Genomic DNA, 26,881 nt, shown 5'->3' on the forward strand with positions numbered 1-26,881 from the left:
CATGAGCAAGTACTACGAATACCTGCACACGGTCGGCTTCGAGGAGACCAACCTCGTGGGCAACGTCTACTACGTCAACTACCTGCGCTGGCAGGGACGCTGCCGGGAGATGTTCCTCAAGGAACGCGCCCCGGAGGTCCTGGCCGACCTGCAGGACGACCTGAAGCTGTTCACCCTCAAGGTCGACTGCGAGTTCTTCGCCGAGATCACCGCGTTCGACGAGCTGTCCATCAGGATGCGCCTGCTGGAGCTGGGACAGACCCAGGTGGAGTTCGGCTTCGACTACGTACGGCTCGGCAAGGGCGACGGGGAGGGCGAGATCCTCATCGCCCGCGGCAGACAGCGGGTGGCCTGCATGCGCGGACCCAACACCCGCACGGCACCAGCCAGGGTCCCCGAGCCGCTCGTCCGGGCGCTCGAACCGTATGCCAACTAGGCGCGGATCCAGGAGGTCAGCGTGAAAGTCGACCAATCTACGACGTCTTCCACGGTGGATGACGCCAAGGCGCTGCGGCGGGCGTTCGGTGCCTTCGCCACCGGTGTCACCGTGGTGACGACGGGAGGGCCCGTTCCGCACGCCATGACCGCCAACTCCTTCACCTCGGTCTCGCTCGACCCGCCGCTGGTGCTGGTCTGCATCGACCGGGGGGCGGTCATGCACCAGTGCCTCAGCATGACGGGGTTCTTCGGGGTCTCGGTGCTGGGGGCCCGCCAGGAGAAGGAGGCGCGGCACTTCGCCAACCGCTACCGGCCGATGGGCATGGCGCAGTTCGAGCCCGTCGAGTGGCTGCCCGGCGAGCTGACCGGCGTGCCGCTCATCGCCGGCACGGTCGCCCGCTTCGAGTGCGAGCTGTGGCGCTCCTACGACGGCGGCGATCACACGATCTTCATCGGGAAGGTCCTGGGCATGGAGCAGCAGGCCGACGGCGACGGCCTGCTGGTCTACCGGGGCCAGTTCCGGGAGGTCGCCTCCTACTGGCGGGAGGTCCCGGCGTGAGCCTGATCGGGGAGCGCACCCGGCCCGCCGCCCCCGCGGCACGGCGGGGTACGCGCACGGGCGGCACCGGCGCGGTGCCGCCCGGCCCCCCGCTCAGCGCCACACCGGGCCTGTTCGCCAAGCTCGTGACCGACCGCATCGGGCTGTTCACCGACGCCACCGCCCGGTACGGCGACGCGGTCCGGCTGTCCATCGGCCCGAAGTCGATCTACCTGTTCAACCATCCCGACCACGCCAAGCACGTCCTGGCCGACAACAGCGGCAACTACCACAAGGGCATCGGCCTGGCCGAGGCCCGCCGGGTCATCGGCGACGGGCTGCTGACCAGCGAGGGCGAGCTGTGGCGTGCGCAGCGCCGCACCATCCAGCCGATGTTCCAGAACAAGCGGATCGCCCGCCAGGACGAGGCCATCGCCCAGGAGGCGGCCCGCCTGGTCGCGCGGCTGCGGGCCCACGCGGGCGGACCGCCGGTGGACATCGCCGAGGAGATGACCGGACTGACCCTCGGCGTGCTGGGCCGTACCCTGCTCGACGCCGACCTCGGCGCCTTCGGCTCGATCGGGCACTCCTTCGAGGCGGTCCAGGACCAGGCCATGTTCGAGATGGTGTCGCTGAGCATGGTGCCGCTGTGGCTGCCGCTCCCCGGTCACCTGCGGTTCCGCCGGGCCCGCCGGGAGCTGTACCGGGTGGCCGACCACCTCCTCGCCTCCCACCTCCGGCGCGCCGGGGACGGCGACGGAGGCGACGGCGACGGCCTGGTGGCGCGGCTGCTGCGCTCCGGCGTGCCGCCGTCGGGCGACCTGTGCGCCGCCCATCAGCGGCTCCGTGAGGAGCTGGTCACGCTGCTGCTGGCCGGGCACGAGACGACGGCGAGCACGCTGTCGTGGGCCTTCCATCTCATCGACCGGCACCCGGAGGTGGGGGAGCGGCTGCGCGAGGAGGCCGTCGCCGTGCTGGGCGACCGGCTGCCCCGCTACGAGGACCTGCACCGGCTGCGGTACACGGCGATGGTCGTCGAGGAGGTCATGCGCCTCTACCCGCCGGTGTGGGCCCTGACCCGCAAGGCCCTGGCCGCCGACGAGGTCGGCGGCTACCACGTGCCAGCCGGCGCCGACGTCGTGGTCAGCACCTACACCCTGCACCGGAACCCCGCCTTCTGGGACGACCCCGACCGGTTCGACCCGGAGCGGTTCGACCCGGAGAGGCCGGCCGCCCGGCCCAGGTACGCCTACATCCCGTTCGGCGCGGGGCCGCGCTTCTGCGTCGGCAACCACCTCGGGATGATGGAGGCGACGTTCGTCATCGCCATGGTCGCCCGCGAGTTGCGCCTGGCCGGCCTGCCCGGCCGCGAGGCGTTTCCGGAGGCCATGCTCTCCCTGCGGGTCCGCGGCGGACTGCCGATGACCGTCCGCGCGGTGTGACGAGCCCGTACGGCGGGCCCCCGCGAGGGGGCCCGCCACACGGGCGTTTCCGCGTGCTCACACATGCTTCGGCGTGCCCACGTGCCCACGTGCCCACGTGCCCACGTGCCCACGTGCTCCGGCGTGCTCATGTGCTCCGGCGTGCTCGCGCGCGATCCCCCGCGCCCTCGCGGGCTCCCGCGTGTCCCGCCGTCCCGTGCGCTTACGTGCGTCTCCGCGTGCTCCGTGCCGTTCCGTGCGGGCGCGGAACGCGGCGGACGCGGAACGCGACGGTCCCCGGGCGGTGTCTCCACCACCCGGGGGCCGCCGTGCTCCGCTCCGGTCAGTACCTGCCGCCGCCGGTCAGCGCGTCCGCCGGGCGTGCCGGGCACACCGCGAGCGCCGGCCGGTCCGGCTCCTCCTCCTCCTCCTCCTCCTCGGCCGGGCGGCCCGTCCTCGCCGGGTCCGACGCCGACAGCAGGTCGCGCAGCGCCAGCAGCACCGGCGGGTCGAGTGGCCGCATCGGCCGCAGCTCGACGTCGGCGAGCTGGGGCCCGGCGTCCGGTCCCACGGTGACCGGCCGGCGCGCCAGGCAGAGCGCGTCGCCGTCACCGGGCCGGTGCCGGACGGCGTCCTCGTATCCGGGGGCGACGGACTGCGCGATCAGGTGCCAGCGGCCCTCGGGAACGTTCTCCAGCACGTACGGTCCCGGGCCGTCGAGCAGCGTGTAGCAGACGGGGCGGCCCTCCAGGATCCGGTCGGGGAACAGTCCCGCGAAGATCGGCCGGTCCTTCAGCGGGGAGGTGACCGTCCCGCGGACCGTCACGGCCGGGCCCGGCGCGACCCGGGCGCGGCCGTCGTCGAGGGACTGCGCGGTCACGCTCTTCAGCAGCCGGTACCGGCTGGGAGACAGGCCCACGCTGCTGGTGAACCGGGAGCTGAAGGTGCCGACGCTGGAGTAGCCCACCTGGTGGCTGATGTTGGTGATGCTCAGGGAGGTCGAGGCGAGCAGCCGCTTGGCCTCGCCCAGCCGTACGGCGGACAGGAAGCGTCCCGGGGACAGCCCGGTCACCCGCTGGAAGACGCGGGAGAAGTGGAACTTGCTGAACATCGCGGTCCGTGCCATGTCATCGACGGTGATCTGATCGCCGAGGTTCTCGTGCATGCTCTCGATCACCCGTAGAACGGCTCGCTCGATTACGTCATCCATTGCTCCTCCTGGGGTCCGGAGGCTTTCTGGTGGACAGGCCCGGACGAACAGGCCTTCGAAATAGGCCGGAATCCATCCAGGCTCGGCGGCGTCCGGACGGCGCTGTCGAGCGCTTTCTCCGGAGTGGCCTGGGATCTATTTCCTGCGTCCTTTTTCTTCGTCGACCTGTACACGCGGTGGGGGCCGTCCGGCGCTGCATCGCGACGCCGATTAATTCGCCCCGATACGCGGGCGATATATCCGTGACGACGTGTGCTCGGAGCGTGTCCGGGGTTTCCCCGGGCAGGTCACGGGTGTCTTGCCGATATCTCCACCGCCGTCTGCGGGCGGCGGAAAAAGACCGCCGGAGCGGCTTTCTTCTTCCGCGGCTGCGCCCCGTCCGGGCGCCTTTCCCCTAGCGTCCCCCCGCGTTCCTTCGCGCTTCTATCGCGCTTCTATCGCGACCGGCCCCGCGGGCCGGGCGGATCTGGGAAGGGGCGGCGGGCCGTGCGGTCCGGTGGCCGCCCGGTGGTGCGGGCGGCCCGAGGGCGGCCCGCCGGCGACCCTTCGCCGCCGGTCTGCGAGCTGGTCACCTGGCGAGCGTATGCCTGCTTCGCGGGGCGAAGAACGGGTTCGCCGGTTTTCTGGGGTCGGGGTGCCCCGGGTAAGGGCAGGTCAGAGGGCTCTAGGGGTTGTTGACCAGGAAATGTGCGCCAATTGTGAGGAGGTCGGACAAGAAGCGCCGAAACAACCTTTTGTCAGATTTAAACCCTTTTAACGTCCTATATTCACTGGACGTTCTTGGAGTGTGAACAATGGCCGGGACACGCGACGACGAGTTCGCGCACTTCGTCGAGGCGACCAGGCCCGCCCTGCGGCGCGCCGCGTTCCAGCTCTCCGACGACTGGTACGAGGCAGACGATCTCGTCCAGCGCACCCTGATGGCCCTCCACCGGCACTGGGAGCGGCTGGACCACCACGAGAAGATCAACGCGTACGCGCGGACGGTCATGACGCGGCTGCTCATCAGCGACCGCAGGTCGCACCGGTGGTCCCGGGAGGTGCTCGACGACTCGCTCCCCGAGTCCGCCCCCGCCACCGACCCCTACGCCACCCTGGGCGACCGCCTGATGCTCATGGACGCCCTCGCAGGCCTCGGCCCGCGGCAGCGGGCCGCCATCGTCCTGCGCTACTGGGAGGACCGCAGCGTCGAGGAGACCGCCCGCGCGATGGGCAGCGGCTGCTCGACCGTGCGCAGCCAGACCGTCCGCGGCCTGGCCGCGCTCCGCTCGGTCCTCCAGGCGGAGGGCGACGGCAACGTGGAAGATGCGCCGGACGAGGCGTTGTCCGGACCATGTGGAGAACCCGAGCTCAACTAGATGCGAGGAACGCGTATGCGCCCGCCAGCTCAGAACGAACCCCAGGACGACAGGACCATGACGCTTGAGGCGTTCGCGGACACGATCATCCCCGGTGAGAAGCGCTGGCCGGGGGATCGGGCCGTCGCGGGCGCGGCGCCGGGCGGCGGCGCGGTGGCCGCCGGCGCCATCGAGCTGCTGGAATGGGACGCGACCGGTATATCCGGTGGCCTCGGTGACTTCGCCCGGGCGCTGAACGAGCACGCCCTGGCCTACGCCGCCCAGCACGGGATCGCGCTGGAGGAGGACGTCCCGCCGTTCGTGGCCCTGGACCACGCCGGCCGCACCGCGCTGGTGGCGCTGCTCACCGCCCCCGGCCACCCCGAGAAGGACCTGTGGGTCAGCCTCGCCCTGTTCAGCAACATGGCCTACGACTCCGCCGCGCACCTGAACACCGCCGACGCCCTCGCCGCCGGTCACCCCGGGCTGACCGCGATGGGCGTCACCCGGCCCGACGCCGATGGCCTGTGGCGGTTCCCCGCCTACTCCTACGGCCGCCCCCTGGCCGACCTGCACCCGGACACGACCCCCTCAGGGAGCCCCGCATGAGCAGCCCGGAACGCACCGACGTCCTGGTGGTGGGAAGCGGCTTCGGCGGCTCGATCACCGCCTACCACCTCGCGGCCGGCGGCGCGAAGGTCGTCATCCTCGAACGCGGCCCCTGGCTGAAGAGCGACGACTTCGAACACGACTTCAAGCTCGGCTCGTCCTACACCCGCGCCTTCGACTTCGTCGTGGGCGACGGCATGAGCGTGCTCGGCGGCAACTGCGTGGGCGGCGGCAGCGTCGTCTACTTCGCCGCCATGCCCCGCGCGCCGCGCTTCGTCTTCGAGCGCCGCGGCAGCATCAACCGCCGCATGTGGCCCGCCGCCGTCAGCCGCGACACCCTCGACCCCTGGTACGACCGGGTCGCCGAGTCCATCCCGATCACCCACCAGGGCTGGGAGGACGCCACGTACGCCGGGGGGCTGTGGGCCGCCGCCTGCCGTCACGCCGGCCGTACGGCCAACCCCGTCCCGGCCGCCGTGGACCGGGAGAAGTGCGTCAACTGCAACTGGATGATGGCCGGCTGCCGCTTCGACGCCAAGCAGTCGCTGCTGCTCAACTACCTGCCCGCGGCCCTCGCCCACGGGGCCGAGATCCGCCCGCTGCACGAGGTGCAGCGGATCGAGCGGACCGACGACGGCGGCTACCGCGTCCACTACAGCGTCGTCGACGACGAGGACTACCGGGTCACCGCCGGTGACGGCGCGATCGACGCCAAGATCGTCATTCTCGCCGCCGGGGCCGGCGCCACCCCGGTCATCCTGCAGCGCAGCGAGGCCGGCCTCGGCCCGATGCCGCACGCCGTGGGCCGATACTTCTCCGGCAACGGCGAGAGGCTCAACACGGCCGTCCTCAACGAGGACCGGGTGCGCGAGGTGCTCGGCCTGGACCGCGGCGACGGCCTGGCCTACGCCGCCAACCAGATCGGCAAGGGGCCGACCGTGGCCAACTGGGACCGGCTGGACGGCTCGCTGCCCGAGTACACCCGCTACTCCCTCGAACAGCTCTACTTCCCGCCCGGCCTCGGCACCATCCTCGCCCAGGCGCCCGGCGCGAACCCCGGATGGTTCGGCGTCGGGAAGAAGGAGATGCTGAAGCGCTGGCAGTCGTGGCTGATCATCTTCCAGATGATCGAGGACGACAACGAGGGCGTGTTCGGCCCGCCGCCGGCCCGCGGCAACGCCGACCGCCTGTCGCAGCAGATGCTCGGCATCGGCCGGCTCAGCTACAAGCCGACCGCCAACACGCTGCGCGCCTGGGAGATGGCCGACGCCGACGTCAAGGACATCCTGGAGCGCGACGGGCTCGCCACGGTGACGCCGTGGACCAACGACCTCGTCGGCGCCTACACCGTCCACCCGCTGTCCTCCTGCCGCATCGGCGACGACCCGCACACCTCGGCCCTGGACGACCGGCACGAGCTGCGCGGCCACCCCGGCATCTTCGTCACCGACGGTTCGGCCGTGCCGGGCGCGCTGACCGTCAACCCCGCGATGACCATCGCCGCCCTGGCCGAGCGCGCCGTCCCCGGCATCGTCCAGGCGGCGCGGGAGCGCGGTGTCGAGGTCACTTACGGCGCGCCCGCCCCGGACGGGTCCGCCTCCGGCCGCCGCGGCGTCACCACGCTGGTCCCGGAACTCATGCGGCGGTGACCGCGCCGACGGCCGCGCCGGCGACCGCACAGGCGGCGAAGCCGGTGGGGGCGTCCGTGACGGAATCGATGACAGGACCGGCGGGGACGCCGGCGGCGGGGGAGAGGAGACGACGATGGGCGGGACGCTCGCGCGGCTGATGCGGCCGGGAACGCTGATCCAGGTCCGGCACGTCTCCCCGGTGCGGCCACGCGCCGCCCGCGGCCTCGTCGCCCGGGTCTACCGGCAGCTCGAAGGCGACTTCGGCCTGCTCGCCCCGCCGGTGATCCTGCACTCGCCCTCACCGGAGGCGCTGGCCGGCTGCTGGACGATGTTGCGCGAGTCGCTCCTGGCCGCCGGGCGGACCCGCCGGGCGGAGCGGGAGGCGGTCGCCGCCGCGGTGTCGGCGGCCAACGCCTGCCCGTACTGCACGGGCGTCCACACCGAGACGCTGCGCGGCCTGGTCCCGCCGGCCCGCGCGGCCGGGACCGCCGGCGACCCGGTCCCGCCGGAGATCACCGGGTGGGCGCGGGCGACCGCGACCCGCGAGACGGCCCGGCGGCACGCGGCCCCGCTCCCGGCGGAGCGGACGGCGGAGCTGGCCGCGGTGGCGGTCACCTTCCACTACCTGAACCGCATGGTGAACGTGTTCCTCGACGACTCCCCGTGGCCGCCGCAGGTGCCCGGGGTCGCGCGCCGCCCCTCTCCCGGCTGCTCGGCCTGCTCATGCTCCCGGCGGCGCGCCGGACCGCCGCGCCCGGCGCCTCACCCGGCCTGCTCCCCGCCGCGCCGCTCCCGGACCCGCCGTACGGCACGGACCCGGCGGACGGCACGGACCCGGCGGACGGCCGGCCGTACGGCGGGCCGGAGGACGGCGCGACCGCGGAGGACGGACCGTACGGCGTGGCGGCGGCGTGGGCGGCCGACGTGCCGCACTTCGCCGACGCCTTCGCCCGCGCGTCCGCCGCCGCCGGCGCCTACGGCCGGCGCTCGGTGCCCCACCGGGTGCGGGAACTGGTCGCCGCCGAGCTGGCCGCATGGGACGGCGGGCCGACGGGCCTCAGCCGGGCGTGGGCGACGGCCGCGGCGGATCGGCTGCCGGCCGCCGAGCGTCCCGCGGGCCGCCTGGCCCTGCTCACCGCGCTCGCCTCCCACCAGGTGGACCGGGCGGCCGTCGAGGAGTTCCGGGCCACCGGGGCGGGCGACCGGGAACTGGTCGAGCTGACCTCGTGGGCCGCCCTGGCCGCGGCGCGCCGGGTGGCCTCCTGGATACCCGTGCCACCCGCCTCCGCCGCAGCCCCCGCCCCCGCTCCCGCCGGTCATCCGGTCCCCGCCCCCGGCGAGGACCCCGTCCGGCACGCTCCGGCGTGACCGGCCGCACCACCCCACGACATCCGATGCGCCACCCGACGGAAACGACAACGAGGAGGACGGACGCGTGACCGACCTGGAGATCGTACTCGCGGACCTGACGGCCGACGGCGAGCAGCTCGACCGCCTGGTGGCGGGTCTGGACGCCGACCAGTGGAAGCTGCCCACCCCCGCCCCCGGCTGGACGGTGGCCGACCAGATCGCCCACCTGGCCTTCATCTTCCGGCTGGCCGGCACCGCCGCCTCCGACGCGGAGGCGTTCAAGGCCATGACCGCCAAGGCCCAGGAGAACTTCGACGGCGCGGTGAACGCCGCGCTGAAGGACTACGAGAACGACACCCCCGAGGTGCTGCTGGCCCGTTGGCGGGCCGAGCGCGAGGCCGTGGTGCCCGCCCTGGCCGCCGTCCCCGCCGGGCAGGTCGTGCCCTGGCTGGTCAACCCGCTGCCGCCCATCGTGCTGGCCTGCGCCGGCATCATGGAGCAGTTCGCCCACGGCCAGGACATCGCCGACGCCCTCGGCGTGGAGCTGGAGCGGACCGACAGCCTGCGCCACCTGGTGGTGTTCGCCGTCCTCACCCGCGACTTCGGCTACCTCGCCCGGGGCCTGACGCCGCCGGCCGCCGAGTTCCGCTTCGAGATCACCGGCCCCTCCGGCGAGCTGTGGGCCTACGGCCCCGAGGACGCCGAGCAGCGGGTCAGCGGCCCGGCGACCGACTTCTGCCTGCTGGCCACCCGGCGCAGGCACCGCGACGACCTCGCGGTCACCGCCGTCGGCGACGAGGCCGACCGCTGGCTGGACATCGCCCAGTGCTACCGGGGCCCGGCCGGCGCCGGCCGTACCCCGGGCCAGTTCGCCCCCGCCCTGCGTTAGGTTCCGTTCCGTGGATCATTGAAGGCCGAACGCGGCCCGCGCATGGGCCTTGCGGTCCGCGCGCGGCCCGCGCGCGGACCGTGTCCTCCGGGCTCCCGCTCCGGAACTTCCCGCCCCCTGGTGTCGACGCCCCAGGGAGACGCTTCTTCTCACCGTGCCGGAAGGGGATGAGGTGTCACCGATCGAGCTGACCCTGGCCCTGGAGGAGCCCCGGCCCGACGGGTTCCTGCTCGCCGGCCGCTACACCCTCCTCGACCACGAGCACGCTCTGCAGCGGCTGCTGCCCATGGCCCAGGAGCAGAACGTCGGCATGGTCGTCGGCGGCCCCTACAGCTCCGGCGTCCTCGCCGGCGGCACCCAGTTCGAGTACCAGCAGGCCCCGCCGGAGATCATCGAGCGCGTCAACAGGCTCAGGGCCCTCGCCGACAAGCACGGCGTCAGTGTCAAGGCCGCAGCCCTGCAGTTCTCCCTCGCCCACCCGGTGTCCGCCGCCGCCGTCCCCGGCGCCACCCGCCCCAGCCGGATCGCCGAGGACGTCGCCGCCCTGAACGAGACCGTCCCCGCCGCGTTCTGGCAGGAACTGCGCGCCCAGGGCCTGGTCAGCCCCGCCGCCCCGCTGCCCGACGGGGCCTGACCCACCACCACGCCGCCGAGGTCCGGTGGTCCGGCGTCCCGCGGGCCGGGCCGTACTAGAGGTAGAGGCCGACGGCCTCCGGCGCCTCCGGCGGGCCGGCCACGCCGTCGCGCAGGGCGAACAGCTCGGCCAGTGTGGCGCCCGAGGCGTGGACGCCTTCGGCGGTGCCGAGCCAGGCGGCCGCCTCGTCGTGGGGCAGGGCCCCCACCTCGATCTGGGCGAGGCAGCGGCCGGGGCGGACCACGGCGGGGTGGAGGCGGGCCAGATCCTCGTTGGTGGTGATGGCCACCAGCACGTCACGTCCCTGGCCGAGGAGGCCGTCGGTTAGGTTGAGCAGCCGCGACAGCCCCTGCCCGGTCGCCTCCTTGGCGCCGGACCTGATCAGCTCGTCGCAGTCCTCCAGCACCAGCAGCCGCCACTTCTCGTTCTCACCGTCCTCGTCCGAGCCGACCGCCACCTCCATCAGGTATCCGGGGGAGTTGAACAGGCGCTCGGGGTCGAGCACGCAGTCCACCTGGCACCACGACCGCCACTCGTGGGCGAGCGTCCGCAGCAGGGTGGTCTTGCCGGTGCCGGGCGGGCCGTGCAGCAGGACCAGGCGGCCGCGCACGTCGGCGGGGGTGACGGACATCAGGCGCGTCAGCGGGCCGCCCAGGGACCGGGCGTAGTTGCCGCTGATCCGCTCCCAGGGGGAGGCGGTGATCGGCTTGCTGGAGCGGCGGCCGCCGTGGGAGCCCTGCCACCAGAAGCCCATCTCGACGTGGTCGCTCCCGGGGACGGGCTCCGCCGCGTCCTTTGTGACCTCCTCCAGCACCGAGCGGGCCAGCTCCTCGTCGACCGCGGTCACGCTGATCGTGGCGGCCCGGTTGCGGTACCGGACCACGCGCAGCGTCCAGCCCTCCCCGCACACCAGTCGCGAGTCGCGGCCGTCCTCCTCCGACGCCACCCTGACCAGGGTCCCGGTGGCCGGCATCAGCGGCGCCCCGGGACGGACACGCTCCAGGGAGGCGGTGCGCGACCAGGGCTGGGCGCCGGTGGCGAAGGGCGACAGCGCGAGCGCGTCGATCACGTCGATCGCCGAGTCGCCGTCGTCCAGCCATACGTTCATCGGCAGTTCGGCCGGGCGCGGCTCCGGCCGGAAGGGGACCTCCTTGAGTACGGACATGACGGCAATGATCCCTTCTGCCGCCGCGGAGTTCGACGGGTTTTACCGGAGCCCCGGCGACGCCGCCGGGTCCTCGGGGCGCCGGCCGGCGGTGCTCGGCTCGGTACGGCGGCGGCGGGTGCGGGTCACCTCGACCGGGTCGATGTCGGCGGCCCACCGCCCGGCGAGCGCCAGCGTCGGCTCGCGGCCGTCGGCGACGTGGCGCAGCGCGCAGGCGGCCGCCCGGTCGGCGTCGCCGCCGGCGATCGCGGTGTAGAGCTCCTCGTGCTCGGTGCACTGCCTGGCGGGGTCGCGCTCGGAGGTCAGCAGGAACAACCGGCGCAACTGGGCGTCGAGGGGGCGCATCAACGTGCCGAGCAGGGCGTTCCCGGCGGCCTCGACGATCTCCGCGTGGAACTCGGCGTTGGCCGTCACGATGCCCCGGCGGTCGCCCCGCCGTACGGCGTCGCGGGCCCGGTCGAGGCAGCCGCGCAGCCGCGCGAGGTCGTCCGCCCCGGCCCGCCCGGCTGCCAGGCGCGCGGCCAGTACCTCCAGGCTCTCGCGCACGTCGAACAGGTCGCGCACGTCGGCGGGGGTGAGCGGGCTGACCAGGGCGCCCCGGTTGGGGACGATGACCACCAGGCCCTCGGCGGCCAGCAGGTGCAGCGCCTCGCGGAGCGGGATGCGGGAGACGTCGAGCTCGGCGGCGAGGTCGCGCTCCACCAGCCGCTCGCCCGGCCGCAGCTCCACCTCGACGATGCGCCGCTTGAGCGTCTCGTAGGCCCGGTCGCGCAACGCGCTCAACTTCCGCTCCTTCCTGCCTGCGTCGGAGCCAGCCTATTGCCCTCGCTATTGGTATACCGTTAATCTCGCGATGTCACCGTGGGAGAGAAGGACAGAGAAGAGCATGAGCGAGCTGCTGCTGCGCGACGCCCGGATCCAGGGCCATGAGGGCCCCGCCGACCTGCTGATCCGCGACGGCCGGATCGCCGCGCTGCTCACGCCCGGCGCAGGCGGGCCGGACGGCTTCGCGGGCGAGGTCGAGGACCTGAACGGCCGGCTCGTGCTGCCCGGCCTCGTCGACGGTCACGCGCACCTGGACAAGACGCTGTGGGGCGGCCCCTGGGTGCCGCACAACTCGGGCCCCGGCCTGATGGGCAAGATCCGCAACGGCCAGGAGCGGCGGCCCGAGCTCGGCATCCCCAACGCCGACCACATCACCGCCCTGCTCGAGAACATGATCGTCTGCGGTACCACGCACGTCCGGTCGCACGTCGACGTCGACCCGCTGGTGGGCCTGGACTCCGTCGAGGCGGTCCGCGAGGCCGTCGGGCGCCTCGACGGCCGGATCTCCGCCGAGCTCGTCGCCTTCCCGCAGGCGGGCATGCTGATCAGTCCCGGCACGGAGACGCTGCTGGAGGAGGCGCTGAAGGCGGGGGTCGAGATGATCGGCGGGCTCGACCCCGCCGGAGTGGACCGCGACCCCGTCAGGCACCTGGATGCGATCTTCGGCCTGGCCGGGCGGTACGGCGCGGGCGTGGACATCCACCTGCACGACGGCGGCACGCTCGGCACCTGGCAGTTCGAGCTCATCATCGAGCGGACCCGCGCCCTGGGACTGGGCGGCAAGGTCACCATCAGCCACGGCTTCGCGCTCGGCGACGCCGACCCGGCCACCCGCGACCGGCTGATCGAGGGCCTGGCCGAGGCCGGGATCGCCCTCGCCACCATCGCCCCGGCCAGGGGGGTGCTGCCGCTGCGGGCCCTGACCGAGGCCGGCGTCCCGGTGGCGCTGGGCAACGACGGCGTCCGCGACCTGTGGAGCCCGTTCGGTGACGGGGACATGCTGGAGCGCGCCTTCTTCCAGGCCAGGGGCACCGGCGCGCGCGACGAGGACATCGAGCTGGCCCTGGACGCCGCCACCCGCGGCGCCGCCCGCGCCCTGGGCCTCGAAGCCCACGGCCCGGCCGTGGGCGACCACGCCGACCTGGTGGTGGTGGACGCCCGCAACGCGGCCGAGGCGGTGTGCGTGCGCCCGCGCCGGTCCCTCGTCGTCAAGGCCGGCCGGATCGTCGCCCGCGACGGCCGCCTCGCCTGACGGCCCCCGGCGCCGCGGAGGGCGCCGAAGAGCCGGAGGGAGCCTGGAGACCTCGAACGTCAACGTCCCCGCCGTTCGCGCGTACCGGCGGACGGGGTTCGCCCTTTGCGGCCTCGACGCCGCCTTCTACCGGAGAACGGCGAGCGAGGGTGAGATCGCGCTGTTCACGAGCAGGGCGCTCGACGCCGGATAGCGGGCCGGCGGCCGGCCGCCACGGCGGACCGCCGCGCTCGCCCAGCGCCGGCACCCCCCCGCCGGCAGCGCTTCGGAACACGGGTCGTCGTCGGAGGCGCGCGGCCGGGAATGGGATCGGCCGATGCCCGGCAGCGCCAGCGGTCCGGAAGCCGCAGGGCGCCTCGGACAGAGGGATCTGTCCCCTTCGTCACCCCGGTAGCCCTTGTGCTGAGGCTGCGATGACCGCTTCGCACAAGTGGGTTCTCACCAGGGGATTTGACCTCAACAGCGGTTGAGCTGGTGAGGTCTTCGCTGTCTGCTGCGGGCTCAGAGAAAGCGAACGAACATGGCGAACGGCACAGACGGAACGGCCACAGAGGCCGCCCCGCACTCCGGCCTGGCGGATCGGCATTCTCGATTGACGCTTCCGGTGGTCCTGGTCGCCGTCGTCCTGGTGGCGATGTCCATCTCGGGGACGGCGGTGGCGCTCCCCAGCATCGGCCGTGATCTCGACACCTCCGGGTCGCCGTTGAACTGGGTCGTCGCCGGTTACAACCTGGCCTTCGCGGCCATGACGCTCATCGCGGGCTCGACCGCCGACCGGGTCGGGCGGCGACGGGTCTTCGTCGTCTCGGCGTCGGTCTTCTCGGCCGGATTTCTCGGGACGGCGCTGAGCCCGGTGATCGTGGCCACAGACACCTTTCGCATCGTCTCCGGCGTCGGAGGCGCCGGGATCATGGCGGCGGGCGGTGCCATCCTGGCCTCCACTTATGAGGGCGCCGCCCGCAATCGCGCCTTCGCCCTGATGGGAACCATGGCCGGGGTCGGCATCGCGATCGGCCCCACCTTGTCGGGGTTGCTGATCGGCGCCACTGGATGGCGGGGAGGCTTCGCGATCTTCGCCGTGATCGGCCTGCTGGTCGCCCTGGGTGGGACCCGTGCCTGCGAATCCCGCGCGACCGGCTCTGAGCGGACCGACTGGGCGGGCAGTGCCCTGTTCGTCGCCGCGCTGACGCTGTTGATGTTCGCGCTGCTGGAGGCGCCCGCGCTCGGCTGGGCGCATCCGGTCATCCCGGTGACCGGCATCGCAGGTCTGGCCGTCCTGGTCGTGTTCGGCGTCGTCCAGCGGCGCAGCGCCGCTCCGGTGCTGGCACCCGCCCTGATCGCCAACCGCGGTTTCCTGGGATGGAGCCTGGCGACCCTGACCACCTCCATCGGGTTCCTGGGCGTCCTGGTCTTCCTGCCCACTTATCTGCAGGCGGCGGCAGGTATGTCTCCCGCGGCCGCCGGGGTCACGATGCTGCTGCTGACCGCTCCCGTGCTGGTCATGCCCATGGCCGCGGTGGCGCTGGTGAACAAGGGCGTTCCGGCCCGTCCGCTGATCACGATCGCGCTGCTGCTGGTCACGGCCGGGAACCTGTGGCTGGTGACCCTGAACGCCGAGGACGCGGTCATGGTCGTGGCGGCGCCGCTCGTGCTGATCGGCATCGGCATGGGAGCGTCCTTCGGCATCACCGACGGCCAGGCCATGGCGCTGGTCGACCCCGACGCCGTCGGTATGGCGGCCGGTTTCCTCAACGCCCTGCGGGGAGCGGCCGAGGCCCTCGTGATCGCCGCGTACAGCGCCTCTCTCGTCGGTCTCCTGTCGGCCAAGCTCGACGATGCGACCCGCGCCGCCGAGATCGGCGCCGGGCGCCTCACCGACGGAGCGGAGGCCGTGGAACTGGACGCCTTCACCTGGTCCTGGCAGCTGACCCAGCTTGGTGTCGGCTTGCTCTGTCTCGTCCTGTCGATCATCATGACCGTCTTGATCTACGGCCGCGCCGCGGCGTCCCGCCGGACCACCTGACCGCCGGCGCCCCGGACATGGCAAGGAGCGAGGTAATGCACGTCAGTCCAGACGACCATCTCACGATCGGTGAGGTCGTCCGCCGGACGGGCGTGCCCGCCTCCGCCCTGCACTTCTACGAACGCAAGGGCCTGATCTTCAGCGAACGTGATGGCGCCCACCAGCGCATCTTCCCCCGGCACATGCTCCGCCGGATCTCCTTGATCATCGTGGCCAAGCGGCTCCACATCCCGCTGTCGGACGTCGCCGAGGTCTTCGCGGGCCTCCCCACCGACCGCGCCCCCACCCACAAGGACTGGCAGCGAGTCTCCCGACGCTGGAAGAAGCAGCTGGAGGAACGCCGCCGCGTCATCGAAAGCCTCGAACAGGAGCTCACCGGCTGCATCGGCTGCGGCTGCCTGTCGATGAAGGCATGCCTGCTCCTCAACCCCGACGACACCCTCGGCGGCCGCGGCCCCGGCCCGGTACGCCTCCAACGGCCCGGCGCCGCTCCCTGACCCGGCCGGAGTCCGAGAACACGACCATCGTGGCATGACGATCCAGAAACGTGACTCCACGGGACTCGGGGCATACCGGAGCCTGCACGGAACCCGGCGCGGCTCACCCCCTCCCGACGCCGGGACCAGATCGCCGGCCGCAAGCGGAAGGGCCGCCTCGGGGGCCGCCCTCCCGCAGGTGCCGCCATCGCGTCTCGCCCGGCCCGGTCAGGACCCGAGGGCCGGCGACCCCGCCTCCCGCCGCAGGGCGGCGACCTCCTCGCCGAGGGCGTCGACGGCCGCGGCGAGCTGGGCGTCCGACAGGTACGGCGCCGGCCCGAGCCGCAGATACTCCCCGCGGCTGTCGGTCAGGACGCCCCGCTTCGCCAGCCCGGCCTGCAGCCGCCCGGCGTACGGCGACCGCAGCGACAGGAACCCGCCGAAGTCTCCGGGGGAGCCGTCGCGGTCGCGGGTGACGAGGTCCTCCGGGGCGTCCAGAGCGTCGAACCGGGCGGTCAGCAGGCCCCGCTGGCGCAGCGAGATCCGGCGCAGCACGGACGGGGTCAGCCCCTGGTCGGCGAAGAAGCCGAACACGCGGGCGGCGCGGTAGTGGCTCGTCGGGTCGTAGGTGGACCCCGCGAACCGGGCGGCCCCGGCGGGGTAGCCGACGGTGCCCTCCCGGTGGTCGGCCGCCAGCTCGGCGAACTCGGCGTACCAGCCGGTGATCACCGGCCGCAGCCCGGCGGCGTGCGGCGGGATGCGCAGGAAGCAGTTGCCCTCGCCGAGCTGGAGATACTTGTAGCCGCCGCCGACGACCCACGCCGTGTCGATCCCGTCCATGCAGAACGGCACGACGCCCAGGGCGTGGTAGGCGTCCACCAGCAGTTCGGCGCCGCGCCGCCCGCAGGCGGCGGCCAGCTCGCCGAGGCCGGGGACGATCCGGGCGGTCTCGAACAGCACCGCCGACACCAGCACGGCGGCCGTGCGGTCGTCGACGGCCTCGGCCATCCGGGCCGCCAGCGTGCCGGCGGGCTCGGCCGGGACCCGGACGACCTCCACCCCTTCCTCGGCCAGGCGGCCGAGCTGGCGTCGCAGCGTGTGGAACTCCCCGTCGGAGGTGACCAGCCGGGGCCGGGCCCGCAGGTCCAGCGCCGACAGGAAGCGCAGCACCAGCTCGTGGGTGTTGCCGCCGAGGGCCAGCTCGGCCGAGGGGGCGCCGAGGAACCGCCGGAACCCCGCCCGCACCTCGTCGGCCTTGGCCATCGCCCGGCCCCACTTGGCGTCCACGTCGCGGGCGGCGTCCTCGAACGCCTCCATCTGGCCGGCCATCGCCACGTCGGGCCACGCCTGGTGCGAGTGGCCGGTCAGCAGCATCCGCTCCGCCACCCGGAACATCGAGTAGTGCGGCGCGAGCAGCGCCGACCGGTCACCATCCGGCACGGACGGGCCGTCCGGGGCGTCCGGGGCGGGAAGGTCTGCGCCGTCCGGGCGTCCGGGTCGGCCCTGCGGGTTCTCACGATGGTTCAAAGCAGGCTCCTGACCGCCCACAGGTCCGGGAAGACCGGGGCGAACACATCTCCGCGGGTGTCGGGGGCGTCGCCGTCGGCCGCCCGTTCCACGATCATGGCATGCCGGTAACGCCACTCCTGGAAGCCCTCGTCGAGGTCCACCAGCCGCTCGCAGATCTGGGCCGCCGCGCCGTCGTCGCGGTGGACCCGTACCAGGACGTCCTGGAGGCCGGGCGACGGCGCGACCGGAGCCGACACGTCCCGGTACAGCAGGTCGCACGGGACAGGATAGCCACGTGCCGCCAGGTAGCCCAGGAGGGAGTCGAAGACCGACGGCCGGTACGTCGCCGCCTCCGCCTCCACCCGCCCGCCGTCGTCCGCGGGGCCGTCCGCCGGGTACGGTCCCGCGGGCGGCGGCGGGCGGCGGTCGCGCCGTCCCAGCACCGCCTCGGCCTCGCGGAACCCCGCCGGGTCGAAGGACCCCGGCCCGGCCGTCCCACCGCCGTCCAGCTCCCACGCGGCCAGCGGCTCGACGACCTCCAGCTGGGCGACCAGCGCCCGCAGGATCCGCAGTGACCGGTCCACGGCGCGCAGCGCCCCGGGGCCGTCGCCGCGGTCGAGCCCGCGCTGCAGCGCGTCGAGCTCCCGCAGGAGCTGCCCGAACCACAGACCCTGCGCCCGGAGGGCGACGGTGAGCAGCGTCTCGCCGGACCCGCCGGGGCGCCCCCCGAGCGGCGGCGTCAGGATCTCGTCCAGCGCCAGGTAGGAGGGGTACGCCGTCTCCTGCGACTGGTCAACGATCATGTTCATCCTCCCGTGCCCCCCTTTTCAGGCCACCTCGGCCAGGCGTTCCGGGCGGTCCGCGCCGCTCCGGACAGCGGCCCCGCGGTCCTCGCGGTCCTTGCGGTTCTCGCGGTCACCGGGGTTGCCACGGTCCTCGTGGTCCCCGCGGTCACCGCCGTCGCCGTCGCTCAGGGCGCGGCGGTCGAGTTTGCCGGAGCCGGTGTGCGGCAGCTCCGCGACGAACCGGATGTCGCGCGGGCACTTCTGCGGCGCGATCCTGGACTTCGCGAACGCCCGCAGCTCCTCGGCGGACACCTCCCCGTCGGCCACGACGTAGGCCCGCAGCCGGGTCAGGCCGTCCACCCGGTTGCCGACGACCGCGCACTCCGTCACGGCGGGGTGGCCCAGCAGGCAGTTCTCCACCTCGGCGGGCGCCACCCAGATCCCGCCGATCTTCAGCATGTCGTCGGCCCTGCCGCGGTAGTAGAAGTAGCCCTCGGCGTCGCGGGTGAACAGGTCGCCCGAGCGCACCGTGTGCTCGCCGACGAACGTCTCGGCCGACTTCTCCGGCTCCTGCCAGTAGGCCAGGGCCACCGTCTCGCCGGTCACCTCCAGCAGCCCGGTCTCGCCGTCCGGCAGGGTCCGGCCGTGCCGGTCCACCACCCGCGCGCGGTAGCCGGGCACCACCCGGCCCAGGCTGCCGGGGCGGGACTGGCCCGGCCGGTTGGACAGGTAGATGTGGTACGCCTCGGAGGAGCCGATGCCGTCGACGACCTCGACGCCGAAGGTGTCCAGCCACCGGCGGTGCAGCTCCTCCGGCAGCGACTCGCCGGCCGACGTGCACAGCCGGATCGAGCTGAGGTCCTGCCGGGCGGCCTCGGGGTGGGCGATCATCGCGCTCATCATGGTCGGCACGTTGACCAGGATGGTCGGCCGGTACTTCGCGATCAGCTCGAAGATCCGGTCGGCGGTGCTGCGCTCGGGGAAGACGATGCCGGCCGCGCCCACCCCGAACGGGAACAGCGCGGTCAGGTCGCGGGCGTAGCCGAAGAACAGCTTGGGCACCGGCAGCACGACGTCGTCGGGCCGGATGTCCAGCACGCCGCGGGCGTACCACTCGAAGCTCAGCAGCGGGCTGCGCGCCGGCAGCACGCACGCCTTGGGCGCGCCGGTGCTGCCGGTGGTGAACTTCCAGATGGCCACGTCGTCGCGCGTCGTCTCCGCCTGGACCGGCTCGGCCGGCTGCGCGGCGACGAGGGTGGCGAAATGACGCTCGCCGGGACGCAGGTCCTCCTCGGGCACCCCGACCACCAGCAGGTTCGTCACCCCCGCCGCCCGCAGCCGGTCCAGGGTCACCGCATCGGCCACCACGACCGCGGGCTCGGCGTAGTCGGCGAAGTAGCGGTAGTCCTTGGGCTGCAGGTAGGTGTACACCTCGGCGGTGACGGCGCCGATCCGCTGCGCGCCGTACCAGGCGGCGACGAACTCCACCCCGTCGCCGAGCGCCAGCAGCACCCGGTCGCCGCGCCGCACGCCCAGCGCGCGCAGCGCGTTGCCCACCCGGCCGGCCAGTGCCCGCAGCTCGCCGTAGGTGACGGGACCGGCGTCGGTGAGGAGCGCGGTCCGCTCGCCGGGGTTGCGGTCCAGGAAACGCTCGGCGACGTTGAAGCGGGGAGCGTCGTCATGGCGACCGTGGACATCGAAGCCGGGCGGCGCGGTGACGGAAACGTCCATGGGAAACCTGCCTCGTGGCTGGTGATTCGTCCTCGTGCCACCCACGATGCATTCCGGGCGGAACGCCGGACAGGCGAAACGGAGGCAGCAAAATGGCCGCGGCTGACAGGTTCCTGCCAGCCGCCGGACCGCCCCGGGGCGCCCGCTCGACGTCCCCCGCGCGCCCGCGCGCCCCCGCCGCGCACCCCCTGCGCGGCTCCGGACACCCCTGCCCAAAGAGGGACGTCCCGCCGTATCTTCTCGCGGATTGCTGCATGGGCTCCGCCGCGTTGACCTCCCACGGGACCGGCGTGCTGTACTGGGTCCCGTACCGGCCCCCGTACCGTTTCCGACACCGGGAAGGGAAGCCGGTCGGCGGAGAAACCCCGGCCCGCGGCCGACCGACGCAGCCCCTTTCCGCGAGGTGAGCGGCGGCCGCGGGGCCGACGGCCTTCACTCCGGGCCCCCACGGGCCGGGATCTGTGAGGAGGAGGGACCGATGGCGTCCACATCTGCGGAATCCCGGCCGGCCACGGCACCGGAGGCGGCACCCGGAACGGCGGGGGAGGTGGCCGGCTGCCTGGGCGGCACGGTCTACCTGGCGCACGCGCAGGCGTCGCCCGCCGCGCCCGCCGTGATCGCCGCGGGCTTCTCCGCCTACGCGGCCCGGACCAGGGCGCGGGCCCGCGCCACCGCCCTCGACCTCCTGCACCGCCTGCCGCCCGGACCCGAGCCCATGGCCGTGGCCGGTCCCGGCGGGCGACGGCTGAGGCTGACCGACTTCGTGTCCGGCCCGCCGGAGGACGGGCCGGTCGTCGTGGGCACCGGCCTGCTGACCGGGGAGCGCTACCTCCTGCCGGCCGAGGTCTGCCGGCTGGGGGAGAGCGACGGCGCGGTCGAGCCCACCGAGGTCGGCGTGGTCGACAACGGGGTCTCCGCGGCGGTCGCCGAGCTGCTCGCCCACGACGTGGTCACGCGCTGGTGGGCCGACCCCCGGCAGCGGATCCTCCGGGTGTCCCGGTATCTCGACCGGCTGCTTCCCCCCGGGGTCGTCGAGGCCGCGTCCGGCCTGGGCCTGTGGGTGTCGGCGTTCGTGCTGCCCGCCCCCGGCGCCCGGATCGCCCTGGTCGGCGTGGGCGGCGAGGGGGCGACCATGGCCGCCGCCGCGGCGCGGACGGTCAAGGAGGCGGTCGGCGAGGCGTTCCTGCGGGCGATGGCGTCCCGCGCCCAGCCGTGGGACGAGCTGCCGGCCGGCGACTCGCTGCGCCGCCTCGTGGTCTGGCACCGCGAGGCCGACTACCTCGCCTACCTGGAGCGGTCGGCCGTCGACGCCGACTCGCGGCTCCTCGGCGAACCCGGCGGGCTGCGGCCGTCCAACTGGGCGGACGTCGCGTCCCGGCGGTTCGGGCACGAGCCGGTCGCCGTCACGGCCGGGCCGTCCCGCCAGGTCGTCAAGGTGGTCTGCCCGGGCGCCGCCTGCCACCGGCCGGTCCCGCCGGGCACCGTACTGCCGTGCCCGGTCAACTGACCCCTCCTCCCCGGGCGTACGGTGGCCCTCGACGTGCGGAGGACGCCGCCGATTGACGGGACGGCCGGCGGTCGGTGAACCTGACGGTCCGCGACCGCCGCCGGGAGCGGACGCGGTGAGCCGGGAGGGGACGCGGTGACCATGGACGGCGTGAGAGGCTCGGCCCCCGCCACGGAGATGCTCGCCGGGACGACCGGCTGGCTGCTGCACGAGGCTGCCCGGCGGGTCGTCGCCGAGACGGAGGAGGCGCTGCGGGGCGAGGGCCTGCGCTGGCGCGACTACGGCGTGCTCGGCCTGCTGCAGGCCGCGGGCCCGCTGTCCCAGCAGGAGATCGGCCGCCGCCTGGGGGTGGACCGCTCGACCATGGTCCACCTCATCGACGCCCTGGAGGAGAGAGGGCTGGTCGATCGCGCGCGTGATCCCGCCGACCGCCGCGCCTACGCCGTACGGCTGACCGGCGCGGGCCACGCCCTGCTCGCCGACGTGCTGCGCCCGGTGACCGAGACGGTCCACGACAGACTGCTCGGCGGCCTGACGGCCGAGGACCGGGCACACCTCGACCGCGTTCTTGCTCACCTGGCCGTTCAGGGGGTCATCGGCTAGATATGCCGATTTACTGATTATCTCTTTGTTGTTAGATTGTAGGCAGGCGCACCTGTATGGCGGGGCGGTTCGCCCGCCTTTGGGGACGGGTGCGCATGGCCGGGAGGTGAGCCGTGGACGTGTCCGTCATCGGCATCTCGCCGGAGGCGGTGGAGATCTATCGATACTTCCTCCGGCACCGGGGGGAGGGCGTCGACTCCGTTCCCGAGGCGTTGGGCCTCGATCCGGATCTCGTGGAGTCCACCGTCGAGACACTCGGCCGGCTGGGTCTGCTCGACCTGCACGACCGGCACCGGGTCGTGGCCACCGAGCCGCGGATCGGCATCGAGCGCCTGGTGGAGAAGCGGCTCAACGAGCTCAACGCCGAGGTCCTGCGCGTCCTCGCGGCGCGCGACGCCATCTCGGTCTTCATGGAGGACAAGCAGGAGGGGGAGCGCGCCGCGACGGCCCTCGACATCGAACGGGTCGAGGGCGCCGACCGGGTCCGCCAGCGGCTCGACGACCTCGCCTTCTTCTCCTACAAGGAGACGCTCTGCCTGCACCCCGGCGGGCCGTTCAGCCGGGTGATGATCGAGTCGGCGCTGCCGCTGGACACCCGCTCGCTGCGCCGCGGCCTGTCGATCAAAGGGGTGTACCACCCCAAGGCGCTCGAAGACGCCTTCATGCTCTCCTACCTCCGCGAGCTGGTCAGCCTCGGCGGCGAGGTGCGCATCACCGAGCAGCCCATGGACCGCATGCTGATCTACGACCGGAGCGTGGCGGTCGTGCCGATCGACCCCAAGGAGAGCGCCAGGGGCGCCCTGCTGGTCAGGGAGCCGGGCCTGGTGTCCCAGCTCGTGATCTACTTCGAGGGCATGTGGAAGTCCGCCGTCGACCTCCGCGAGTTCATCGAGCCCTCCACTGAGCAGCCGCTGCTCTCGGAGATGGAGCAGCGGGTGCTGGAGGTGATGGCCACGGCCGACAAGGACGAGATCGCCGCCCGCGAGCTGGACATCTCGGTGCGGACCTACCGCCGCTACGTCGCCGACCTCATGGCCCGCCTCGGCGCGGTCAACCGCTTCCAGGCCGCGCTGCGGGCCAAGGAGGAGAACTGGATCTGACCGGCCGCCCCGGTCATCGGCCGGCGGGCGTCCTCCGCTCCGGGCGGGATTCTCCGGGGAGGCCTCGCCGGCGGCGTTGACACGCCGGTCGGTCGCCTCGGGGAGATCCGCCTGCCACCCGGAGGTCCTCTTCGGTCAGCCCCAGGTGTTGCCGTCGCCCCGCGCGGCGGAGCCCCAGGTGTTGCCGGGACCCTCCGCCAGGACACCCCAGGTGTTGCCGTCGCCCCGCGCGGCGGAGCCCCAGGTGTTGCCGTCGCCCTGCGCGGCCGAGCCCCAGGTGTTGCCGTCGGCCAGCACCGCCGCGTGCCGCCCGCCGGCCTGCCCGGCCACCGCCTCCGGGGCGCCGGCCGCGAAGGTCATCACCAGCGCGCCGGAGGCGACCGCGACGGCGCCCTTGACGATGTTCCTGTAGTTCGCCGGGAAGGCGGTCAGGTTCTTCATATCACTGCCTCTTTCTCGTTCTTCGTTTTCTCGGCGAGTCGTCCTCGCACAATCAACTCTGCGTTCCCGGAAGGGCCCGGACCAGGCTTGGCGGAGGCAGCAAGTTGCATACCGGTTACCACTTCCTGCCAGCCCCCTGCCCCGGGATAAGGGCCTTGTGACAGCAATCGGCCACGCATTTCCAGGAAGGGCCGGACGGTCCGTGAGGTGCGCGTTCGGCGGCAAGCACAACAGGAGGTGACACCGGACGGCCCGCCGCCTTTGACTGGTGGGGATTGGGAGAGGTGAACCGATGCTCGTAACTGTCACCGGCGGCACCGGATTCGTCGGCGCCCATTCGATCGCGGCGATGGTGAGCGCGGGCCACCGGGTCCGCATGCTGGTCCGCGACCCCTCGAAGGTGGAGCGCGCGCTGGCGCCCCTGCACGTCGAGCCGTCGGCCGTGGACGTGGTGGCGGGCGACGTGACCGACGAGAGAAGCGTGGCCGGGGCCGTGCGCGGGGCCGACGCGGTGCTGCACGCGGCGTCGGTCTACTCCTTCGACAGCAGGCTGCGGGCGCGGATGCGCCGGGTCAACGAGCGCGGCACCGAGGTCGTCCTCGGCGCCGCGCGGCGCGCCGTCGGCGGGCCGATCATCCACGTCTCCACCGTCGTGGCCCTGGCCCCGGAGCCCTCACGCGACCCGTCGTCCCCGGCACGGCCCGGGACGATCGACGAGCGGTCGCCCGTCGCCCGCCCGCGCGAGACCTACGCGGCGACCAAGGCCGCGGCCGAGCTGGTGGCCCGCCGCCACCAGGCCGAGGGCGCCCCGGTGGTGATCACCTACCCGCCCGCCCTGCTCGGGCCGCACGACCCCAACCTGGGCGACCAGACGGCCAGGCTGCGCGACGCGCTGCGCGGACTGATGCCGCTGTGGCCGGCGGGCGGGTTCCCGCTGGGCGACGTGCGGGACACCGCGGCGTTGCACGCCCGGCTGCTGACCGCACCGGACGCCACGCCCGCCGTACGGAATACCGCGACCATCGCGCTCACCGCGCGCACCGGGTCCGCCCCGCACGCCGCATGTGACGCCGCGCCCGCCGGGCCGGGCGGTCCGGAGACGGGCCGCCACTTCGGGCCCGGCCGGTACGTGACGACCCGGGAGTACGTCCGGGTGCTGCGCGAGGTCACCGGCCGCGCCCTGCCGGCGGCCTTCCTGCCCGCGGCGACGATGATCCCGGTCGGCCTGCTCGCCGACCTGGTGCAGCGGGTGTGGCCGTGGCACATCCCCGCCGAGTACGGCGCCATCCACACCTGCGCCCACGCCGGACGCCCCGCCGGAACCGCCGGCGCGGGCGGGATCACCCCGCGCCCCCTGGCCGAGACCGTCGGGGACACGGTGCGGTGGCTGTGCGAGAGCGGGCACCTGCCCGCCGGTCGCGCCGGCCTCGCCTACCCGGCGCCCGCGCTCGTGAGGTGACGCCCCACGTGGCCGCGGGCGGCCGGGGTCACCCGGCACGCCGGCGCGTGCAACACCTGAGGGAGGATCTCCAGTGAGTATCTCGGAACTCGACGCCGTATCCATACCGGCGCCGGCGCCCGCCAGGGAGGACCTCGCCGTCCGCCCCGTGGCGCCCGCCGGCGACCGGCCCGCCGGGCCCGCAGCGCCCGCCGGCGGCTGTGACGACGTGCCGCCGGCCGTACCGGCGGCGCTGGCCGCACCCCGGGCCGGCCGTACCCCCGCACCGCCCGCGACGGCCGTACCGCCCGCGACGGCCGCCCGGCCGGCGTCCCGCTCCATGCGGGCGCTGCGCGAGGAGCACGGCCGGCTGCGGGACGGCATCGCCGCCGGAAACGGCGAGGCCGTCGCCCGCCAGCACAGGCTCGGCAAGCGCACGGCCCGCGAGCGGCTGGACCTGCTGCTCGACGAGGGGTCGTTCGTCGAGGTGGAGATGTACCGGCGGCACCGGGCGCACGGCCTCAAGATGGAGCGGCAGCGCCCGTACACCGACGGCGTGGTCGCCGGATCGGGCACGATCCACGGCCGCCGCGTGTTCGTCTACGCCCAGGACTTCACCGTCTTCGGCGGCTCGCTCGGTGAGGCGCACGCCCTGAAGATCCAGAAGGTGATGGACCTGGCGATCGCCACCGGCTCGCCGTTCATCGGGCTGAACGACAGCGGCGGCGCCCGGATCCAGGAGGGGGTGATGTCGCTCAACGGCTACGGCGGCATCTTCCAGCGCAACGTCCAGGCGTCCGGGGTCATCCCGCAGATCAGCGTCGTGCTCGGGCCCTGCGCGGGCGGCGCGGCCTACTCCACGGCGCTGGCCGACTTCACCTTCATGGCCGGTGAGAACGCCCAGCTCTACCTGACGGGTCCCGACGTCGTGGAGGTGGTGACCGGCCAGCGGGTCACCCACGCCCAGCTCGGCGGCGCGCAGGTGCACGGCACCCGGTCGGGGGTGGCCACGTTCGTGCACGACGACGAGGAGAGCTGTCTGGCCGAGGTGCGCTACCTCGTCTCGATGCTGCCGGGCAACAACCAGGAACCGCCGCCCCGCCATCCGTCCCGCGGCGCGACCGACGACCCGCGGCCCCGGCTGGCCGAGATCGTGCCCGTCGAGCCGAACAAGCCCTACGACATGCGCCTGGTCATCGCCGAACTGGTGGACGACGGGGACTTCCTGGAACTGCACCAGGGCTGGGCGCCCAACGTGATCTGCGCGCTCGCCAGGATCGACGGCGAGGTGGTCGGCCTGGTCGGCAACCAGCCCATGGTGCTCGCCGGCGTGCTGGACGTCGCCGCGTCCCAGAAGGCCGCCCGCTTCGTGCGTTTCTGCGATGCCTTCGGCATCCCGCTGGTGACCCTGGTGGACGTGCCCGGCTTCCTGCCGGGCACCGACCAGGAGTACGCCGGGGTCATCCGGCACGGCGCCAAGCTGCTGTACGCCTACTGCGAGGCCACCGTGCCCCGCGTCCAGGTCATCGTGCGCAAGGCGTACGGCGGGGCCTACATCGTGATGGACTCCCGCTCCATCGGCACCGACCTGTCGCTCGCGTGGCCGACCAACGAGATCGCCGTGATGGGCGCCGAGGGCGCGGTGAACGTCATCTACCGCAAGGACCTCGTCGCCGCGGCCGACCCCGCCGCGCTGCGCGCGGAACTGCTCGGCCGGTACGTCGAGGAGCTCGTCCATCCGTACTACGCCGCCGAGCGGGGGCTGGTCGACGACGTGATCGACCCCGTGGAGACCCGGTCGGCGGTCGCCCGCGGGCTGGCGATGCTGCGCGACAAGCGCAGGGCCGGGGCCCGGCGCAAGCACGGGAACGTGCCCCTCTGACGTCCGCCGCGCCCGCCCCCCGGAGCCGTGCCTCGAACATCGAGGCACGGCTCCTTCGTGTTCACCGCCTCACTCCCGCACCACCTC

General features: G+C 73.6%; 24 protein-coding genes and 1 pseudogene. 18 read left to right on the forward strand and 7 right to left on the reverse strand.

Annotated elements, in window-relative coordinates:
- The first annotated feature begins 1 nt into the window (after position 1).
- Genes ACQP10_RS14885 through ACQP10_RS14895 form a run of 3 tightly spaced genes read left to right on the forward strand, consistent with a single transcriptional unit; the run spans position 2 to position 2,418 of the window.
- The gene (locus ACQP10_RS14885; RefSeq protein ID WP_179817973.1) at positions 2-436 is read left to right on the forward strand and encodes an acyl-CoA thioesterase; all 435 of its coding nucleotides are present in this window, start codon (positions 2-4) and stop codon (positions 434-436) included.
- Between the two features lie 21 nt (positions 437-457).
- A complete protein-coding gene (locus ACQP10_RS14890; RefSeq protein WP_179817972.1) occupies positions 458-997 on the forward strand; it encodes a flavin reductase family protein in 540 nt (179 codons plus the stop codon).
- Entirely contained in the window at positions 994-2,418 is a 1,425-nt protein-coding gene (locus ACQP10_RS14895) for a cytochrome P450 (RefSeq protein WP_346023249.1), read from the forward strand. Before ACQP10_RS14890 ends, ACQP10_RS14895 begins: the two co-directional genes overlap by 4 nt.
- A 322-nt stretch (positions 2,419-2,740) precedes the next feature.
- Here the strand turns inward: ACQP10_RS14895 and ACQP10_RS14900 are convergent, their stop codons facing one another.
- The gene (locus tag ACQP10_RS14900; protein ID WP_433541554.1) at positions 2,741-3,607 is read right to left on the reverse strand and encodes a helix-turn-helix domain-containing protein; all 867 of its coding nucleotides are present in this window, start codon (positions 3,605-3,607) and stop codon (positions 2,741-2,743) included.
- A gap of 794 nt (positions 3,608-4,401) precedes the next feature.
- On the opposite strand from ACQP10_RS14900, the gene ACQP10_RS14905 reads away from it, so the two are divergent.
- The 7 genes and pseudogenes from ACQP10_RS14905 (at position 4,402) to ACQP10_RS14935 (ending at position 10,057) form a co-directional block, all read left to right on the forward strand.
- On the forward strand, positions 4,402-4,965 hold the full coding sequence (locus tag ACQP10_RS14905) for a SigE family RNA polymerase sigma factor (RefSeq protein ID WP_346023251.1): 564 nt from the start codon (positions 4,402-4,404) through the stop codon (positions 4,963-4,965).
- A 15-nt stretch (positions 4,966-4,980) separates the two neighbouring features.
- Complete coding sequence (locus ACQP10_RS14910; RefSeq protein WP_346023252.1) at positions 4,981-5,553, forward strand: DUF5987 family protein; 573 nt, start codon at positions 4,981-4,983, stop codon at positions 5,551-5,553.
- Entirely contained in the window at positions 5,550-7,202 is a 1,653-nt protein-coding gene (locus ACQP10_RS14915) for a GMC family oxidoreductase (protein WP_346023253.1), read from the forward strand. The genes ACQP10_RS14910 and ACQP10_RS14915 overlap by 4 nt, the downstream gene beginning before the upstream one ends.
- Positions 7,203-7,512: 310 nt before the next feature.
- Positions 7,513-7,596: pseudogene (locus ACQP10_RS14920) on the forward strand (hypothetical protein); the annotation flags it as partial.
- A gap of 251 nt (positions 7,597-7,847) precedes the next feature.
- Positions 7,848-8,552 (forward strand): hypothetical protein, encoded by a 705-nt coding sequence (locus tag ACQP10_RS14925; RefSeq protein ID WP_433541975.1) that lies wholly within the window; start codon positions 7,848-7,850, stop codon positions 8,550-8,552.
- A 67-nt stretch (positions 8,553-8,619) separates the two neighbouring features.
- Positions 8,620-9,423, forward strand: coding sequence for a TIGR03084 family metal-binding protein (locus tag ACQP10_RS14930; RefSeq protein ID WP_179817966.1), 804 nt, complete (start codon positions 8,620-8,622; stop codon positions 9,421-9,423).
- A 172-nt stretch (positions 9,424-9,595) separates the two neighbouring features.
- On the forward strand, positions 9,596-10,057 hold the full coding sequence (locus tag ACQP10_RS14935) for an aldo/keto reductase (protein ID WP_433541555.1): 462 nt from the start codon (positions 9,596-9,598) through the stop codon (positions 10,055-10,057).
- Between the two features lie 55 nt (positions 10,058-10,112).
- Here ACQP10_RS14935 and ACQP10_RS14940 read toward each other — a convergent pair whose 3' ends face one another.
- Complete coding sequence (locus ACQP10_RS14940; RefSeq protein WP_346023257.1) at positions 10,113-11,222, reverse strand: DUF5925 domain-containing protein; 1,110 nt, start codon at positions 11,220-11,222, stop codon at positions 10,113-10,115.
- A 42-nt stretch (positions 11,223-11,264) separates the two neighbouring features.
- Positions 11,265-12,005 (reverse strand): GntR family transcriptional regulator, encoded by a 741-nt coding sequence (locus ACQP10_RS14945; RefSeq protein ID WP_399500420.1) that lies wholly within the window; start codon positions 12,003-12,005, stop codon positions 11,265-11,267.
- A gap of 103 nt (positions 12,006-12,108) precedes the next feature.
- Here ACQP10_RS14945 and ACQP10_RS14950 point away from each other — a divergent pair, with 103 nt between their 5' ends.
- The 3 genes from ACQP10_RS14950 (at position 12,109) to soxR (ending at position 15,819) form a co-directional block, all read left to right on the forward strand.
- Positions 12,109-13,299 carry an amidohydrolase gene (locus ACQP10_RS14950; RefSeq protein ID WP_433541556.1) on the forward strand — a complete coding sequence of 397 codons (1,191 nt, stop codon included), beginning with the start codon at positions 12,109-12,111 and terminating at the stop codon, positions 13,297-13,299.
- A 592-nt stretch (positions 13,300-13,891) separates the two neighbouring features.
- On the forward strand, positions 13,892-15,322 hold the full coding sequence (locus tag ACQP10_RS14955; RefSeq protein WP_433541557.1) for an MFS transporter: 1,431 nt from the start codon (positions 13,892-13,894) through the stop codon (positions 15,320-15,322).
- 35 nt (positions 15,323-15,357) lie between these two features.
- Positions 15,358-15,819, forward strand: coding sequence for a redox-sensitive transcriptional activator SoxR (gene soxR, locus ACQP10_RS14960; protein WP_389995282.1), 462 nt, complete (start codon positions 15,358-15,360; stop codon positions 15,817-15,819).
- 207 nt (positions 15,820-16,026) lie between these two features.
- On the opposite strand, the gene ACQP10_RS14965 is transcribed toward soxR, so the two are convergent.
- The 3 genes from ACQP10_RS14965 to ACQP10_RS14975 are packed head-to-tail and all read right to left on the reverse strand — an operon-like array spanning position 16,027 to position 19,823.
- Positions 16,027-17,325: an aminotransferase class V-fold PLP-dependent enzyme gene (locus ACQP10_RS14965; RefSeq protein ID WP_433541558.1), complete on the reverse strand. Its 1,299-nt coding sequence runs from the start codon at positions 17,323-17,325 to the stop codon at positions 16,027-16,029.
- Positions 17,322-18,110: a tryptophan 2,3-dioxygenase gene (locus tag ACQP10_RS14970; protein WP_346023262.1), complete on the reverse strand. Its 789-nt coding sequence runs from the start codon at positions 18,108-18,110 to the stop codon at positions 17,322-17,324. The genes ACQP10_RS14965 and ACQP10_RS14970 overlap by 4 nt, the downstream gene beginning before the upstream one ends.
- A 24-nt stretch (positions 18,111-18,134) precedes the next feature.
- Positions 18,135-19,823 carry a benzoate-CoA ligase family protein gene (locus ACQP10_RS14975; RefSeq protein WP_346023263.1) on the reverse strand — a complete coding sequence of 563 codons (1,689 nt, stop codon included), beginning with the start codon at positions 19,821-19,823 and terminating at the stop codon, positions 18,135-18,137.
- Between the two features lie 478 nt (positions 19,824-20,301).
- Between ACQP10_RS14975 and ACQP10_RS14980 the strand changes: the two genes are divergently transcribed.
- The 3 genes from ACQP10_RS14980 (at position 20,302) to ACQP10_RS14990 (ending at position 23,033) form a co-directional block, all read left to right on the forward strand.
- Entirely contained in the window at positions 20,302-21,330 is a 1,029-nt protein-coding gene (locus ACQP10_RS14980) for a hypothetical protein (RefSeq protein WP_433541559.1), read from the forward strand.
- Positions 21,331-21,480: 150 nt separating this feature from the next.
- Positions 21,481-21,933 (forward strand): MarR family winged helix-turn-helix transcriptional regulator, encoded by a 453-nt coding sequence (locus ACQP10_RS14985; protein ID WP_346023265.1) that lies wholly within the window; start codon positions 21,481-21,483, stop codon positions 21,931-21,933.
- A 113-nt stretch (positions 21,934-22,046) separates the two neighbouring features.
- A complete protein-coding gene (locus tag ACQP10_RS14990; protein WP_346023266.1) occupies positions 22,047-23,033 on the forward strand; it encodes a helix-turn-helix transcriptional regulator in 987 nt (328 codons plus the stop codon).
- A 135-nt stretch (positions 23,034-23,168) separates the two neighbouring features.
- Here the strand turns inward: ACQP10_RS14990 and ACQP10_RS14995 are convergent, their stop codons facing one another.
- Positions 23,169-23,474 carry a hypothetical protein gene (locus ACQP10_RS14995; protein WP_346023267.1) on the reverse strand — a complete coding sequence of 102 codons (306 nt, stop codon included), beginning with the start codon at positions 23,472-23,474 and terminating at the stop codon, positions 23,169-23,171.
- A gap of 292 nt (positions 23,475-23,766) precedes the next feature.
- On the opposite strand from ACQP10_RS14995, the gene ACQP10_RS15000 reads away from it, so the two are divergent.
- Together ACQP10_RS15000 and ACQP10_RS15005 are read left to right on the forward strand one after the other, a co-directional pair.
- Positions 23,767-24,933, forward strand: a complete 1,167-nt coding sequence (locus ACQP10_RS15000; RefSeq protein WP_433541560.1) for an NAD-dependent epimerase/dehydratase family protein — start codon at positions 23,767-23,769, stop codon at positions 24,931-24,933.
- 319 nt (positions 24,934-25,252) lie between these two features.
- Complete coding sequence (locus ACQP10_RS15005; protein ID WP_433541904.1) at positions 25,253-26,794, forward strand: acyl-CoA carboxylase subunit beta; 1,542 nt, start codon at positions 25,253-25,255, stop codon at positions 26,792-26,794.
- Positions 26,795-26,881 lie beyond the last annotated feature (87 nt).

The organism is Streptosporangium sandarakinum (assembly GCF_050942225.1).
GTDB lineage: Bacteria > Actinomycetota > Actinomycetes > Streptosporangiales > Streptosporangiaceae > Streptosporangium > Streptosporangium nondiastaticum.

Excerpts from the sequence above, each read along its gene's own strand:
- ACQP10_RS14885 (WP_179817973.1), top strand. The coding sequence starts at position 2 with ATGAGCAAGTACTACGAATACCTGCACACGGTCGGCTTCGAGGAGACC.
- ACQP10_RS14900 (WP_433541554.1), bottom strand. The coding sequence starts at position 3,607 with ATGGATGACGTAATCGAGCGAGCCGTTCTACGGGTGATCGAGAGCATG.
- ACQP10_RS14905 (WP_346023251.1), top strand. The coding sequence starts at position 4,402 with ATGGCCGGGACACGCGACGACGAGTTCGCGCACTTCGTCGAGGCGACC.
- ACQP10_RS14910 (WP_346023252.1), top strand. The coding sequence starts at position 4,981 with ATGCGCCCGCCAGCTCAGAACGAACCCCAGGACGACAGGACCATGACG.
- ACQP10_RS14915 (WP_346023253.1), top strand. The coding sequence starts at position 5,550 with ATGAGCAGCCCGGAACGCACCGACGTCCTGGTGGTGGGAAGCGGCTTC.
- ACQP10_RS14940 (WP_346023257.1), bottom strand. The coding sequence starts at position 11,222 with ATGTCCGTACTCAAGGAGGTCCCCTTCCGGCCGGAGCCGCGCCCGGCC.
- ACQP10_RS14950 (WP_433541556.1), top strand. The coding sequence starts at position 12,109 with ATGAGCGAGCTGCTGCTGCGCGACGCCCGGATCCAGGGCCATGAGGGC.
- soxR (WP_389995282.1), top strand. The coding sequence starts at position 15,358 with ATGCACGTCAGTCCAGACGACCATCTCACGATCGGTGAGGTCGTCCGC.
- ACQP10_RS14970 (WP_346023262.1), bottom strand. The coding sequence starts at position 18,110 with ATGATCGTTGACCAGTCGCAGGAGACGGCGTACCCCTCCTACCTGGCG.
- ACQP10_RS14975 (WP_346023263.1), bottom strand. The coding sequence starts at position 19,823 with ATGGACGTTTCCGTCACCGCGCCGCCCGGCTTCGATGTCCACGGTCGC.
- ACQP10_RS14980 (WP_433541559.1), top strand. The coding sequence starts at position 20,302 with ATGGCGTCCACATCTGCGGAATCCCGGCCGGCCACGGCACCGGAGGCG.
- ACQP10_RS14995 (WP_346023267.1), bottom strand. The coding sequence starts at position 23,474 with ATGAAGAACCTGACCGCCTTCCCGGCGAACTACAGGAACATCGTCAAG.
- ACQP10_RS15000 (WP_433541560.1), top strand. The coding sequence starts at position 23,767 with ATGCTCGTAACTGTCACCGGCGGCACCGGATTCGTCGGCGCCCATTCG.
- ACQP10_RS15005 (WP_433541904.1), top strand. The coding sequence starts at position 25,253 with ATGCGGGCGCTGCGCGAGGAGCACGGCCGGCTGCGGGACGGCATCGCC.